The organism is Desulfurellaceae bacterium (assembly GCA_021296095.1).
Lineage (GTDB): Bacteria > Desulfobacterota > Binatia > Bin18 > Bin18 > JAAXHF01.
This window is the reverse complement of sequence record JAGWBB010000042.1, coordinates 1-14,053: the sequence shown is the minus strand read 5'-3', so window position 1 is coordinate 14,053 and position 14,053 is coordinate 1. Positions and strand designations below refer to the sequence as shown.

Genomic DNA, 14,053 nt, shown 5'->3' with positions numbered 1-14,053 from the left:
GAATTTCGCCACTATGGGGCTGCTGTGAACTTTGTACTGGTGCCGGTCAAGGCGCTGGCCGAGGGCAAGACCCGCCTGTCGCCACTGCTGTCCGAGGCGGCCCGTCGCGCCGTGTCGCGGGCGATGCTGACCGATGTGGTGTCGAGCGTGTTGCAGGTCTCGGCGGTTGATCGGGTCGCGGTGGTCAGCTCCGACCCGTCCCTGTTGACCCTGGCCCGGGGGCTGGGAGCCTTGGCCGTGGCCGAGGGCTGGCCGCGCGGGCTGAACGGGGCGACCGAACTGGGCAGCGATTTCTGTGTCCGCCATGGGGCGACAACACTCCTGGTGTTGCTGTCCGATCTGCCGCTTATCCAGCCCCCAGACATTGCCCGGCTGTTCGCCCAACTGAGCGGTCGGCCCGAGATCCTGCTCGTGCGCTGCAAGTATGGGGACGGTACCAACGCCTTTCTGCGCGTGCCGCCGCTGGTCATGCAGCCGTGTTTTGGCGGCCCCAGCCTGGCCGCTCATCAGAAAGCCGCCCGCCGTCAGGGGATTGCGTGCCGCGTCGTCGAGGCGCCGAGCATTCGCTTTGATCTGGACTCGGTCGAAGACCTCAAACAGTGTGCGCACCAGCGTCTGGCTCCGCATACCGCTCGGGTGCTGCGCGAGTATGGCGTCTTTGGCGCCGACCGCAAACCGCCATCGGTGTAACGTGGGCAAGCCACAGCTGGTTGTGATTGCCGGGCCGACGGCCAGCGGAAAAACCGCCCTGGGAGTTGAGCTGGCCGGCCGCTGTAACGCCGAAATCGTGAGCGCCGACTCCCGCCAAGTGTACCGTTATCTCGATATCGGGACCGCCAAACCCACTTCCCACGAACGGCGGGCCGTCCGCCACCATTTGCTCGATGTGGTCGAACCCGAGGCCGGCTTTGACGTGGCGCGTTTTCGGCGCTTGGCCCAGGCCGCTATTGATGACATGCGGCGGCGCGGGAAACGGGTGGTGGTGGTCGGTGGGACGGGACTCTACATCCGGGCGCTGACGCGCGGGCTGTGCGCCGGCCCGCCGGCCGATGCGGCGCTGCGCGCCCGCCTGCGGCAGCAGGAAGCCGAAGTCGGCGGCGACTTCCTGCACCGCCGACTGCAACAGCTCGATCCCCCGGCCGCAGCTCGTCTGCATCCGCACGACACGCTGCGCCTCGTCCGGGCCCTGGAGGTGGTGCTGCTCAGCGGCACCCCGCTCAGTCAGTGGCAGGCGCGACACGGTTTTCGAGAACAGCCTTTTGACACCCTGATGATCGGACTCAAGCCGGACCGGGCCAGACTGTACGAGCGGATCGGGCAGCGCTGTCGGGAGATGGTCCAGGGCGGGTTGGTGGAAGAGCTGCGCGGGCTGTGGCAGCGGGGTTATAGTCCCGACCTGCCCGTTCTACAGACGATTGGCTATGCCCAGATGCGGCGTGTACTCGAAAATCGGAGTGGGCTGGAAGAGGCGCTAACCGATATGGCTCAGCACACCCGGCGGCTGGCCAAACGCCAGATGACGTGGTTTCGCGCTGAGCCGGAGATGTGCTGGTTTGAACCGGGTCAGGTTAATCGGATCTGGACCATGGTCGCGCGATTTTTCCAGATTTGATAAGGGGACGGCTGTGCAGACGACCTATCTGGATTTTGAGCAGGAGCTGAGCGAGATCGATAAGCGGCTTGAGGCGCTGGGACGCCGAGAAGACTGCTCGGCCGAGGAGCGGGCCGAGCTGGCCCAGCTGACCGAATATCAGCAGGCCCAGGAGGCGGAGATCTATACAGCCCTGCAGCCCTGGCAGCGTATCCAGCTCTCACGCCACACCGACCGGCCCTATACCCTGGATTATCTCCGGTTCCTGGGAACCGAGTTTGTCGAACTCCACGGCGACCGGACGTTTGCCGATGACCCGGCCATTGTCGGCGGCCTGGTCCGCTTCCAGGGACGACCCCTGGTTGTGCTCGGTCACCAGCGCGGTCGAACGGTCCAGGAAAAGGTCCACCGCAATTTTGGTATGCCGCGCCCCGAGGGCTATCGCAAAGCTCTGCGTCTGTTCCAGCTGGCGGAGCGCTTTGGGCGACCGGTGGTGGCCTTTATCGACACCCAGGGCGCCTACCCCGGGGTGGGCGCCGAAGAGCGCGGCCAGGCCGAGGCCATTGCCCGCAATATCCGTGAGCTGGCCGGTCTGCGAACGCCGGTGATCGTGGTCGTGATTGGCGAGGGAGGGAGTGGCGGAGCCCTGGCTCTGGGAGTCGGTGACCGGGTGCTGATGCAGGAAAACGCGTGTTATTCGGTCATTACCCCGGAGGGCTGCGCCGCCATTCTGTACGGCGAGCGTACCCCCGAGCGGGTGGCCAGGGCGGCCGAGGCGATGAAGATTACCGCCCCCGACCTGTTGCGTCTGGGGGTGACTGACGAGATCGTGGCCGAGCCCCAGGGCGGCGCGCACCGCCATCCGGAGGCGGCTATGGCTGCGGTCGGACGGGCCATCGCCCGGCATCTGGACGAGGTCGTCGGCCTGCCGCTGGACGAGCTGTTGGCCCGACGCTACGAGAAATTCCGGCGTATGGGCACGGCTGCGGTGCGTGAGGGAGGCCGCCAAGCGGGTCGGACGTCGATGGACGCGGATCGCGAATCGTAGTACAAAACGAGCCGTGCCGAAAAAACGCCCCCCTGCCTCGCTCGCTCCCCTGCGCGAAAAAATTGACCAGCTTGATGCCCAGATTGTCCGCCTGCTCAACCGTCGGGCACGACTGGCCCAGCGCATCGGCCAGGCCAAGCACAACGAGCGGGCTGCGGTCTATGTGCCGAGCCGGGAACATGAAGTCATGGCCCGCCTGGCCGACCTCAACGGCGGGCCGCTCTCGACCCGTGCCGTCCAGGCCGTGTACCGCGAGATCATCTCCGCCTCGCGGGCCCTCGAACAGCTGCCCAGGATTGCCTATCTGGGGCCGGCCGCGTCCTACACCCATATGGCCGCTCGCGAACAGTTTGGCGCCCAGGCCGAGTGTGTCCCGGTGGCGACGATTCCCGAGGTGTTTGCCGAGGTCGAGCACGAGCACACCGATTATGGGGTCGTGCCGATTGAAAATTCGACCGGCGGTGCGGTCGATATCACGCTCGATCTGTTTGTCGAGTCGGCCCTGACCATTATTGCCGAACGCTCGCTGGCCATCCGTCACTGTCTGCTGAGTCGTGCCCAGCGGCTGGGACGGGTAGAGCGAGTCCTGGCCCACCCGCAGGCTCTGGCCCAGTGCCGGCGCTGGCTGGCCACCCACCTGCCGGGCGCGGTGGTTGAAGAGGCCAGCAGCAACTCGCGGGCGGCCGAGCTGGCCAGCCGCGATACCCGCACCGCTGCCATTGCCAGTCGCCTGGCCGGCGAGGAGTATAAACTTAGGGTGCTGGCCGCCGACATCCAGGACCAGACCGACAACTTCACCCGCTTTGCCATCCTGGGCCATGCCCAGCCCTCAAAGCCGACCGGCCACGATAAAACCGCACTGTTTGTGTCGGTCAAGGACCGGGCCGGCGTCCTGTACCAGACGCTCAAACCTTTTGCCGACAACGCGATCAATATGCTGCGCATCGAGTCGCGCCCGCTCAAAGGCAAACCCTGGGAGTATGTGTTTTTCATTGACGTGGAAGGCCACCGCACGGATCCCCCCCTGGCCCGGGCGCTCCAAGAGATTGAACCCTTGTGCGTCCAGGTCAGAATCCTGGGCTCGTATGCGACCGCCAGACCGGCCAGCCCGGCCTGAGGGTCGGGCCGCGTCGTCTGGTCGTTACCTGGTGAGGACGTATGGATATCAGCAAGTATGTTCCCGAATGGATTCTGTCCCTGACTCCCTATCAGCCCGGTAAGCCGATCGAGGAGGTCGAGCGCGAGTACGGTATCACCGACTCGATCAAAATTGCCTCCAACGAAAATCCGCTCGGTCCCTCACCCAGGGCGGTTGCGGCGATTACGGCCGCGCTGCCCGACCTCAATCGGTATCCCGACGGCGACGCGTTTTATCTGAAAAAGCGTCTGTCCGAGAAGCTCGGTCTTGACCGTTCGCGTCTGATTCTCGGCAACGGTTCAAACGAGCTGATCGAGATGATTGTGCGGACCTTTGTCCGGATCGGTGAATCCATCGTGGTCGGTGAACACGCCTTTGCCATCTACCATCTGGTCAATAAAGCCGCCGGAGGACGGACCATCGTGGTGCCGCATACGGGTTTTCGGTTTGACTTGGCGGCTATGGCCGAGGCTGTGACTGCCGATACCCGGATCGTCTTTCTGGACAATCCCAACAATCCGACCGGAACGATCTATCCCCGCGACGAGTGGGAGGCGTTCTTAAAGCGCATTCCGTCGGATGTGCTGGTTGTGGTCGATGAGGCGTATTTCGAGTTTGTGGATGACCCGGCCTACCCGAACTCGCTCGAGTATCACAGCGACGGGCGGCTCATCGTGACCCTGAGGACCTTCTCCAAGATCTGCGGCTTGGCCGGGCTGCGGGTCGGCTATGGCGTCTCCTCGCCCCAGCTGACCGACGCTCTCAACCGTATTCGCCAGCCGTTCAACGTCAACAGCCTGGCCCAGGTCGGGGCCTTGGCCGCCCTGGACGATGAGGCGCATATTCGCCGCACCCAGGACAACAACAGGCACGGCCTGGCCTATTTGCGCGCCGAGCTGGACCGCCTGGGCGTGGAGTGCGCGCCGAGCTGGGCCAACTTTCTGCTGGTCAATATCGGAGCCGGGGTTGCCCAGAAGCTGCTCCCGGCCGGGATTATTGTCCGGCCGATGGAGGGCTACGGCTATCCGGGCTACGCCCGGGTGAGCGTCGGCACACCGTCCGAGAACGAGCGCTTTATTGAGGCGCTGGAGCGGATTGTCAAGGAAGCCTAATGACCTGTCTGTTCAATCGTCTGATTATTGCCGGGGTCGGTCTGATCGGCGGCTCGCTGGGGCTGGCCGTCCGCGAGCGCGGTCTGGTCGGCGAGGTGGTCGGCTTTGGTCGGACCGAGGCCAACCTCAAGCTCGGGCTGGAGCGGGGCTGTATTGACGCCTATACCTTTGACCCGGCCGAGGCAGCCCGGGAGGCGGACCTGTTTCTGCTGGCCGTACCGGTCGCCGCTACCCGCCGGGTGCTGGAGCAGTTCATCCCCCATCTGCCGCCGGGCTGCATTGTCACCGACGCGGGCAGCGTCAAGGAACAGGTAGTGACGGTCTTGGAGGAGCTGCTCCCGGCGTCTCTGCCGTGTGTCGGAGCGCACCCGGTTGCCGGAACCGAGCAGGCCGGGGCGGGGGCGGCCTTTGCCTCGCTGTTTGAGAACCGGCTGTGCGTGCTGACACCGACCCCCCGCACCGATCCGGCTGCCCTGGCCCGGGTCCGCGAGCTGTGGCAGGCGGTCGGCATGCGGGTCGAGGAGATGGATATGCGGGTCCACGACCGGGTGCTGGCGCGGGTCAGTCACCTGCCGCATGTGATCGCCTTCAGTGTGATGAATGCCGTGCTGGCCAACCCGCTGGCCGACGTGGATGCCCTGGCCTACGCGGGCAGCGCCTTCCACGATCTGAGCCGGGTGGCGGCCAGTCCGGTCGAGATGTGGCGGGATATCTGCCTCGAGAATCGCCAGGCTCTGCTGGACGCAGTGACCGAGTTTGAGGCCGCCCTGGCCGACTTCAAAGCGGCCATTGCCGGGGCTGATGGCAAGATCCTGGCCGAGATGATGGCTGCGGCCCGGACCGAACGCCAGCGTCTGACGCGCCTGCGGGAGCGGTCATGACCGACGCCCTGCTCGTCAATCCCCTCTCGTCGGCCTCGGCCGGACTGCGCGGAGACATCAGCCTGCCCGGCGACAAGTCGATCAGCCATCGGGGGGTCATTCTGGCTGCCGTCGCCCACGGCCAGAGCCGCATCCGTAACTGTTCTCTGGGCGGGGATAACCGCAGCACAATCGGTGCTTTCCAGGAACTGGGGGTCGAGATTGCGCATGACGGCACCGAGGTGCTTGTCACGGGTCGGGGCTGGGACGGATTGCAGGCGCCGTCACAGTCCCTCGCCTGCGGCAATTCGGGGACGACCGCCCGACTGTTGTGCGGCGTCTTGGCGGGCCGGAGTTTTTCCTCCCGGCTTGACGGTGATGCGTCGCTTCGTCGCCGGCCAATGAGTCGGGTGCTTGATCCGCTGTGCCAGATGGGTGCGAAGATCACGGGTGAGGACGGAACGAACCGTCTGCCTCTGCACATCCACGGCCTTGGCCCGGCTCAGACGCTGCGGGCGATAGACTACCGCAGTCCGGTGGCCAGCGCCCAGGTCAAGTCAGCCATTCTGTTGGCTGGTCTCCAGGCCCGGGGCACAACCCGGGTCTGGGAGCCGGTCCGTTCCCGCGATCATACCGAGCGCCTGCTGGGGACGTTTGGCGGTCGGGTCGAGGTGCGGGACACGACGGTCTCGGTCGCCGGCCGACAGCGGCTGCGCGGCTGCGAGCTTGAGGTCCCCGGCGACCTGTCGTCGGCCGCTTTTTTCATTGGGGCGGGACTGATCGTGCCACACTCCGCCCTGCGCGTGTGCGGCGTTGGGGTCAATCCGACCCGGACCGGGGTGCTTGATGTTTTCCAAGCCATGGGCGCGGCGCTGCACATTGAAAATGAGCGCGAGGCGGGGGGTGAACCGGTAGGCGATGTGGTGGTCCACGCCAGTCGGCTGCGCGGCACCCGGATTGATGGCGATCTGGTCGTCCGGGCCATTGACGAGTTTCCGATCATTGCGGTCGCTGCGGCCTGTGCCGAGGGCACGACCGTGATTCGCGGCGCTCAGGAGCTGCGGGTCAAGGAGAGCGACCGGCTCCAGATGCTTGCTGGCGCGCTCCACGCCCTGGGCGTTGGGGTGACCGAGCTGCCGGATGGGCTGGTCATTGAGGGCCGGGCCGGATCGGCCCAGCCGTTTCGAGCCGCACGCGTCTCCAGCGGGGGCGACCACCGCATCGCCATGGCGCTCAGTGTGGCCGGTCTGCGGGCGGCCGGACCGCTCGCCCTGGATCAGGCCAGCTGCGTCGATATTTCCTTCCCGGGCTTCTACCGGGTGTTGCAAGAACTGAGCGGTGTTGATATCCGGGCCGTCCGGTAAGGCTATGAAAAAAGATCTGATCATCGCCCTCGACGGTCCGGCCGGAGCCGGCAAAAGCTCGGCCAGCCGCCTGTTGGCCGAGCGTCTGGGCTATCGCTATGTTGATACCGGAGCGCTGTATCGGGCAGTCGGCCTGCTGGTCTGGGAGCAAGGGCTCGACCCCGAGGACGCCGCGGCCCTGGCACCGGTGTGTGAAACCCTCGATGTGCGCTTTGAGCCGGCTCCGGGTGGCCAGCGTCTGTTTGTGGGACAACGGGATGTGACAGAGCAGATTCGGCGTCCCGAGGTGAGTCAGATGGCCTCCCGGGTATCGGCCCAGCCGCTCGTGCGTGCGCGTTTGCTGACGGCCCAGCGCGAGTTGGGCCGTGGCGGAAGGGTGGTGGTCGAGGGTCGGGATATCGGAACCGTGGTCTTTCCCGAGGCCGATCTCAAGGTCTACCTGGATGCCTCGGCCGAAGAACGCAGCCGGCGGCGCCATCAAGAACTCCGCCGTACGGGCCGCCCGACTTCTCTGGCGCTGACGCGCCGCGCTATGCAGGAACGGGACGAGCGGGACACGGGGCGCAGCCACGCGCCGCTGCGTCCAGCCACCGATGCCGTCATTCTTGACACCACCGACCTCAGCCTGGCAGAAGTGGTGGACGCGCTCGCCACGTATGCAGAAAACTATGCAAGTGGCGATGCAAAAAGGAAAAAGCACGGAGCGCAGCCCTTGCAACCTGATGGAGAGGGGGGTATGGAGAGGCGAGAAGCAGGCAGCTTCCCAGGGGGTACACACGCACATGGAACACAACACCGAACACGAACAAACCCAGGCTCAAAACGAGCAGACCGCCACTGAGAGCCTGGCTCAGCCGGAAAGCCCCCCCCAAGAGAGTCAGGAAGAGGGACAGGAAGAGGGGCCGGCCGGCGGACCTGAAGATTTCAGCCAACTGTTTGAACAGAGCTTGCAGACGGTCAAACCCGGCGAAGTCGTCCAGGGGCGGGTGGTGAACATCGGACCCGAGGTGGTCACGATCGACATCGGCTATAAATCGGAGGGACAGATCCCTGTGGCCGAGTTTCGCTCGCGGGACGGGGAAGTCACTATAAGTGAGGGCGATGAGGTCGAGGTCTTTTTTGACTCGGCCGACGCCGAGCAGGAAGGCGTGGTGCTGTCTCGAGCCAAGGCCGAAGAGTTTCGGGTATGGCACAAGATTGAGGAGGCCTTTACCAATAATGTGCCCATCGAGGGCAGCATCGTCGGCAAGGTCAAGGGCGGACTCAAGGTCGATATCGGGGTCTCGGCCTTTTTGCCCGGCTCACACGTCGATTTACGGCCGGTGCGGGATCTGGATCGTTTCATCGGACGCCGGGAGAAGTTTGCGGTCCTGAAGTTTAATCGCTCACGGGCCAATGTGGTGGTCTCGCGCCGAACGGTTCTGGAGCAGGAACGGGCGACCCTGCGCGAAGAGACGCTGAAGCTGCTTGAGGAGGGGGTCATTCTGGAGGGGACGGTCAAGAATATCACCGACTACGGGGCGTTTGTCGATCTCGGTGGCATAGACGGCCTGTTGCACGTGACCGATATGTCGTGGGGCCGTGTCGGCCATCCGTCGGAAATGGTCAAGACCGGCGAGACCGTCAAGGTCGTGGTCCTCAAGTACGATGCCAAGCGCGAGCGGGTCTCGCTGGGTCTCAAGCAGCTGATTCCTGATCCCTGGCTCACCGTTGCCGAGCGCTATACGGTGGAGGGTCGCGTGCACGGAAAAGCCGTCAGCTTGGCCGATTACGGCGCCTTTGTCGAGTTGGAGAGCGGCGTCGAGGGCTTGCTGCACGTGTCCGAAATGTCGTGGACCAAGCGCATCACCCATCCCTCCAAGCTGCTGTCGGTCGGGGATGAGGTCGATGTCGTTGTCCTGGACATTAACCCTGACCACCGGCGCATCTCCCTGGGGCTCAAGCAGATTTCGCCCAATCCGTGGGAGCTGGTGCGGATGAACCATCCGGTCGGCAGCCATATTTCGGGCAAGGTCAAGAGCATTACCGATTTCGGTGTGTTCGTTGAGGTTGAGGACGGCATTGACGGCTTGGCCCATATTTCTGATCTGCACTGGACAAAAAAGATCAAACACCCCTCGGAGCTGTTCAAAAAGGGCGATGAGGTGGAGGCGGTCATCCTCGGGGTGGACGTGGCAAACGAGCGGGTCTCGCTGGGCATTAAACAGGCTGCAACGGACCCATGGCAGACGCTGGCCGAACGCCATCCAATTGGCACGCGGATCAACGGCAAGATCACTAGCGTGACCGATTTCGGTGTGTTTGTCGAAGTCGAAGACGGGGTTGAGGGACTGGTCCATATTTCTCAGCTGTCGACCGAACGGGTCGAGAAACCGTCGGCGCTGTTTGACGTCGGGACCGAGGTCGAGGCTGAGGTCATCCACATTGACGCCCGGGAACACAAGATGGGCCTGAGTATTAAAGCCCTGCGGCGGACCGAGGAACGAGCCGAGATGGAGGCCTATTTGCAGCGGGAACGGGAAGATGCGCGGTTTTCCTTTGAGGATATTCTGGGCGAGGAATTACGCCTGGACCGGGATGAGGCTGAGGATAAGGACGGCCGGCAGAAAGCCTGAGGGGCAGGGCGGTGACCAAGCGGGATCTTATCGAGGAAGTAGCCGAGCAATATCCCCGTTTCTCGCGGCGTGAAGTCGAGGTCATGGTCAACGCGGTGTTTGATAGCATGACGCAGGCTTTGGTGCAGGGCGAACGGATCGAAATCCGGGGATTTGGAAGTTTTATCATTAAGGATCGCCCGGCTCGCGAGGGACGCAATCCGCGCACCGGTATGGTCGTCCCAGTGGCGGCCAAACGTGTGTTGTTGTTCAAGGTCGGCAAAGAACTCCGACTGCGGGTAGACCATAAAACGGTGCCGACCCAGACGAGCGTGCCGGCGTCGGACGGTGCGCCCGCTGGCTTGCGTCCAGAGCCCCAGACCGAAAGCGCAGAGGAGAGGTAAAGATCGCAGTGCAACACCCCAGCGAAACCCTACGTCAGGAAGCCCGGACGCTTGGAGACCTGAAAACGGCAGGCTACCAGGTCCTTTCCGTACGGGAAGAGATGCGGACCAATCTGCTGCGTATGCTCGCGGCGGGTGAGCAGATCCTGCCCGGTATTATCGGCTATGAAGACAGCGTGATTCCAGATATTGAGAACGCTGTCCTGGCTGGCCATCACATGGTGTTCCTGGGCGAACGGGGCCAAGCCAAGTCGCGGATCATTCGCGGCCTGATCTCCTTGTTGGACCCCTATGTGCCGATCATTCGGGACGCCGAGATTCCCGAGAACCCTTTTGGCCCGATCTCGCCCCAGGGTCGGCGGCTGGCGGCCGAGCGGGGTGACGAGGTGGAGATCGCGTGGCTGGAGCGCGAGGGACGCTACGCCGAAAAACTGGCCACCCCGGATGTGGCGGTGGCCGACTTGATCGGCGAGGTTGATCCGATCAAGGTCGCCGAAGGGCGCTATCTGTCCAACGAAGAGACCGTCCACTACGGGCTCATTCCCCGTACCAACCGCGGTATCTTTGCCATCAATGAACTGCCCGACCTGACCGAAAAAGTCCAGGTCGGTCTGTTCAACCTGATGGAGGAGAAAGACGTTCAGATCAAGGGCTTCAAAATCCGCCTGCCGGTCGATGTGATGATTGTGGCCAGTGCTAACCCGGAAGACTACACCAGCCGGGGGCGGATCATTACCCCGCTGAAAGACCGCTTTGATGTCCAAATCCGGACCCATTACCCGCGCTCGCTCGACCATGAGATTTCGATCATGGAACAAGAGGCCACGATCTTTCCGCGCGGCGAACGGGCGTTTCAGGTGCCGCAGTTCATGAAGGAGATTCTGGCCCAGCTGACCATGGAGGCGCGCAATTCGAGCGAGATCAACCAGGCCTCGGGGGTCAGCGTCCGGGTGACGATCAACAATTTTGAGAGTCTGCTCAGCAACGCCGAGAAACGCGCTGTGCGCCTCGGCGAGACGGACGTGGTGCCCAGGATCAGCGACCTGCACGCGCTGTATCCCTCGACCGCCGGCAAGATTGAGCTGGAGTACTCGGGCGAGGAGAAGAAAGACGGCGAGATCATCGAGCGGCTGATCAGCCGAGCGGTGCAAAAGGTGTTTGATCAACACCTGAGCGTCGAAGGGCTGGCTTCGGTCGTGGACCATTTCAAGAATGGCTGGGGCGTCGAGATTTCGGATGGCATGGCGGCCGAGGACTACCTGGATGGTCAACACACGATCACCGGGCTGGCCGATGGTCTCAAGGTCCTGGGGGTGGATTCGCAGCCGAGTCTGATTGCTGCGGCGACCGAGTTCATCCTCGAAGGCCTCCATCTGCACCAGAAACTCAATAAAGAGAGCGAAGGCGGGCGCGCTACCTACCGGGCCTAGCCGCCCCTCAGGCCCGGGATTCTCCCGACCTTCTGGCTAGGTTCAACACAGGCTCACGGCATGATCACCATACGCTATACCGCCTGGGACGGGAGTCAGCGGGTCCAGCTGTCTGCCGACAAGGTTTTCCAAGAGCTGGCCGACCATCTGTCGGCCACCGACGACATGCGCCAAGCCATGGACAAACTCATGCGCCAGGGCGTGGAGGGGGAGAACGACGAAAAGCTCAAGGGCTTGGACGACCTGGTCCGCGACCTGCGTGAGCAGATGCGCGAGCGCTACCGCCAGGCCAATCTGGACTCGTCCTTGGACGAGATGCAGGACAAGCTGAATCAGATCCTGAACCAGGAGCGTGACACGCTTCAGCAGCGCCGTCCGCAGAAACCCGAGTTGGAGAAAAACGAGGAGTTTCTCGACCGGCTGCCCCAGCGGATGAGCGATAAAATGGAGAAGCTCAGTCGCTATCCGTTCGAGGACGAGGCCGCCCAAGAGGCGTTTGACGAACTCATGCAGGAGTTCGAGAACATTCGTTCTCTGGAGGACTTTCAGCGGCGCTATAACGATCTGTTCAACGGTCCCCAGTCGCTGACCTATGACGAGGCCCTCGACCTGATGAAAGAGATGACCCAGCTGCAGGAGATGGAGCAGAACCTGCTGTCGGGTCAGCCCGAGAAAATCGACCCCAGCATGCTCCAGGATATGCTCGGCCAGGGCGCACTCCAAGACTTCGAGAACCTGCAACAGATGCAGGCGCTGTTGCAGGAGGCCGGGTTTGTCATCCCTCGCGAAGGGCGCTTGATGCTGTCGCCCAAGGGCATTCGGCGTATCGGCCAGTTGGCGCTCCAGGACATTTATGCCACCCTGCTCCGGGATCGCTCCGGCGCCCACGCCGCCGACCACCGCGGCATTGCCGAGATCAAGGTCAACGAGACCAAGCCCTACGCCTACGGCGATCCCTTCCATCTCGATCTGATCGGCACCCTCAAAAAGTCGCTGACGCGTAACGGCAGCGGGGTGCCGCTGCGCATCCAGCCCGACGATTTTACGGTGTATGAAACCGACCACGCGACCACCACCTCGACCGTCCTGCTGCTCGATATGAGTTGGTCGATGAGCTGGGAGGGACGCTTCGCTGCGGCCAAAAAAGTCGCCCTGGCCCTGGAGAGCCTGATTCGGACGCGCTATCCGCGCGACTACTTTGCCATCGTCGGCTTCTTTACCCGGGCGGTTGAGCTGAAGGTCAAGGATCTGCCCGAGGCCAGCTGGAATATGGGCGATCCGTTCACCAATCTGCAGGACGGCATTCGCCTGGCCTCAGACCTGATTCACCGCCATCCGAGCCAGAACCGCCAGATTATTGTGGTGACCGACGGACAGCCGACGGCCTATTTTTCTCATGGTCGGCTGTACTGTGAGTGGCCCTTGTCGTTTGGCGGGATCAGCATGCGGGCCGCCCAGGAAACGCTCAGAGAGGTCGAGCGGGCCACCCAGCGCGGGGTGACGATTAATACGTTCATGCTCGACGATAGCCCCAGCCTGCGGGCCTTTGTCGAAAAAATGACCCAGCTCAACCGGGGCCGGGCGTTTTATACCCGGCCCGACAGCCTGGGAGAGTATCTGCTGGTCGATTACGTGTCGAAGAAGAAAAAGAAACTCTAACTGACGCCTCAGTCCACGTCTTCCGTTATCTTCTGCAAGGCCCGCTGCTCGTCCGCCACCATCTCGGCAAACACCTCTGCTTCGAGTGTTCGATAGCGCTCAAGGACGGCCGTGACTCTGTCCTGGCTCTCGTGTTCGGCCATCCGGGTCAGTTTCTCAGACACCCAGCTGAGGTGGCGCTCTTCATCCTCCTGAAGTTCGTCAAGGACTTTGCGGGTGGCGGTGTCTACCTCGGGCCGGGCGGCGTGCTCTTCGTAGCGCTTGCGCGAGCGCTCTTCGACCACATAGGTCAGGGCGAGCAGGTCGAGTAGCTTTGAGGGCAGGCCGATCTTGCGGCGCAGATGACGATGATAGCCGTTGTCAATACGGACCGGGATGCCACCCAGGGCCCGAATCCGTTCGGTCCACAGCCAGGCGTGCTTGGTTTCGTCGGCCAGATGCCGGGAGAGTTTTTCTTGTAGACGGGGGTCGTCCATGCGGTTGATCAAGCGCAGAATGAGGTCGGCGCCGCGCAGCTCGGCCTCGCGGTAGTAGTTGAACAGGAGAATGTCGTAGGCGTTTTTATCCATGGTGGTGTCTCTGACTCCTCATAGCCGAACCGTCCGGCCCGAGGCAAGCTGTGCGGCTCAGCCGGGGGCGATCTCCATGAGCCGGTCGATACAGGCGTGCAGCTCGGTCAGGCTGCTAATCTCATATTCTGCTCGAGTATCCCCGAGCTGGTGTTGAAGCTGGGCCGGCAGGTCGGCGACGGCGAGGCGTTTGCGGTTCAGCCACACGCCGTGAATCCCGACCGCCTGGGCACCGACAATATCGTGCAGCAGCGAATCGCCGACATGCATGACCTGCTCGGGTC

At 63.2% G+C, this 14,053-nt stretch carries 14 protein-coding genes; 12 read left to right on the top strand and 2 right to left on the bottom strand.

The window, feature by feature from the left end; all coding sequences use genetic code 11:
* Positions 1 to 24: 24 nt before the first annotated feature.
* The 12 genes from cofC to J4F42_11720 are packed head-to-tail and all read left to right on the top strand — an operon-like array spanning position 25 to position 13,200.
* A complete protein-coding gene (cofC, locus tag J4F42_11775; GenBank protein ID MCE2486185.1) occupies positions 25 to 690 on the top strand; it encodes a 2-phospho-L-lactate guanylyltransferase in 666 nt (221 codons plus the stop codon).
* Complete coding sequence (gene miaA, locus J4F42_11770) at positions 659 to 1,612, top strand: tRNA (adenosine(37)-N6)-dimethylallyltransferase MiaA (GenBank protein MCE2486184.1); 954 nt, start codon at positions 659 to 661, stop codon at positions 1,610 to 1,612. Before cofC ends, miaA begins: the two co-directional genes overlap by 32 nt.
* A gap of 13 nt (positions 1,613 to 1,625) precedes the next feature.
* Positions 1,626 to 2,639: an acetyl-CoA carboxylase carboxyltransferase subunit alpha gene (locus J4F42_11765; GenBank protein ID MCE2486183.1), complete on the top strand. Its 1,014-nt coding sequence runs from the start codon at positions 1,626 to 1,628 to the stop codon at positions 2,637 to 2,639.
* Positions 2,640 to 2,652: 13 nt separating this feature from the next.
* Complete coding sequence (pheA, locus tag J4F42_11760; GenBank protein ID MCE2486182.1) at positions 2,653 to 3,756, top strand: prephenate dehydratase; 1,104 nt, start codon at positions 2,653 to 2,655, stop codon at positions 3,754 to 3,756.
* 41 nt (positions 3,757 to 3,797) lie between these two features.
* Entirely contained in the window at positions 3,798 to 4,889 is a 1,092-nt protein-coding gene (locus J4F42_11755) for a histidinol-phosphate transaminase (GenBank protein ID MCE2486181.1), read from the top strand.
* A complete protein-coding gene (locus tag J4F42_11750) occupies positions 4,889 to 5,770 on the top strand; it encodes a prephenate dehydrogenase/arogenate dehydrogenase family protein (GenBank protein MCE2486180.1) in 882 nt (293 codons plus the stop codon). Before J4F42_11755 ends, J4F42_11750 begins: the two co-directional genes overlap by 1 nt.
* Positions 5,767 to 7,113 (top strand): 3-phosphoshikimate 1-carboxyvinyltransferase, encoded by a 1,347-nt coding sequence (gene aroA, locus J4F42_11745; protein ID MCE2486179.1) that lies wholly within the window; start codon positions 5,767 to 5,769, stop codon positions 7,111 to 7,113. Before J4F42_11750 ends, aroA begins: the two co-directional genes overlap by 4 nt.
* A gap of 4 nt (positions 7,114 to 7,117) precedes the next feature.
* On the top strand, positions 7,118 to 7,954 hold the full coding sequence (locus tag J4F42_11740; GenBank protein ID MCE2486178.1) for a (d)CMP kinase: 837 nt from the start codon (positions 7,118 to 7,120) through the stop codon (positions 7,952 to 7,954).
* Complete coding sequence (locus J4F42_11735) at positions 7,896 to 9,728, top strand: 30S ribosomal protein S1 (protein MCE2486177.1); 1,833 nt, start codon at positions 7,896 to 7,898, stop codon at positions 9,726 to 9,728. The genes J4F42_11740 and J4F42_11735 overlap by 59 nt, the downstream gene beginning before the upstream one ends.
* An 11-nt stretch (positions 9,729 to 9,739) precedes the next feature.
* A complete protein-coding gene (locus J4F42_11730; protein MCE2486176.1) occupies positions 9,740 to 10,111 on the top strand; it encodes an integration host factor subunit beta in 372 nt (123 codons plus the stop codon).
* Between the two features lie 8 nt (positions 10,112 to 10,119).
* Positions 10,120 to 11,541, top strand: coding sequence for a sigma 54-interacting transcriptional regulator (locus J4F42_11725; GenBank protein ID MCE2486175.1), 1,422 nt, complete (start codon positions 10,120 to 10,122; stop codon positions 11,539 to 11,541).
* 60 nt (positions 11,542 to 11,601) lie between these two features.
* Positions 11,602 to 13,200 (top strand): VWA domain-containing protein, encoded by a 1,599-nt coding sequence (locus J4F42_11720; protein ID MCE2486174.1) that lies wholly within the window; start codon positions 11,602 to 11,604, stop codon positions 13,198 to 13,200.
* Between the two features lie 8 nt (positions 13,201 to 13,208).
* Here the strand turns inward: J4F42_11720 and J4F42_11715 are convergent, their stop codons facing one another.
* Positions 13,209 to 13,769, bottom strand: a complete 561-nt coding sequence (locus J4F42_11715) for a ferritin-like domain-containing protein (protein ID MCE2486173.1) — start codon at positions 13,767 to 13,769, stop codon at positions 13,209 to 13,211.
* Between the two features lie 57 nt (positions 13,770 to 13,826).
* On the bottom strand, positions 13,827 to 14,053 hold a 227-nt coding region (locus tag J4F42_11710; protein ID MCE2486172.1), incomplete at its 5' end, for an HAD family hydrolase.

What these genes read in the sequence shown, in the direction of transcription:
- J4F42_11755 (MCE2486181.1), top strand. Translation starts at nt 3,798, where the DNA reads ATGGATATCAGCAAGTATGTTCCCGAATGGATTCTGTCCCTGACTCCC.
- J4F42_11750 (MCE2486180.1), top strand. Translation starts at nt 4,889, where the DNA reads ATGACCTGTCTGTTCAATCGTCTGATTATTGCCGGGGTCGGTCTGATC.
- aroA (MCE2486179.1), top strand. Translation starts at nt 5,767, where the DNA reads ATGACCGACGCCCTGCTCGTCAATCCCCTCTCGTCGGCCTCGGCCGGA.
- J4F42_11740 (MCE2486178.1), top strand. Translation starts at nt 7,118, where the DNA reads ATGAAAAAAGATCTGATCATCGCCCTCGACGGTCCGGCCGGAGCCGGC.
- J4F42_11735 (MCE2486177.1), top strand. Translation starts at nt 7,896, where the DNA reads ATGGAACACAACACCGAACACGAACAAACCCAGGCTCAAAACGAGCAG.
- J4F42_11720 (MCE2486174.1), top strand. Translation starts at nt 11,602, where the DNA reads ATGATCACCATACGCTATACCGCCTGGGACGGGAGTCAGCGGGTCCAG.
- J4F42_11715 (MCE2486173.1), bottom strand. Translation starts at nt 13,769, where the DNA reads ATGGATAAAAACGCCTACGACATTCTCCTGTTCAACTACTACCGCGAG.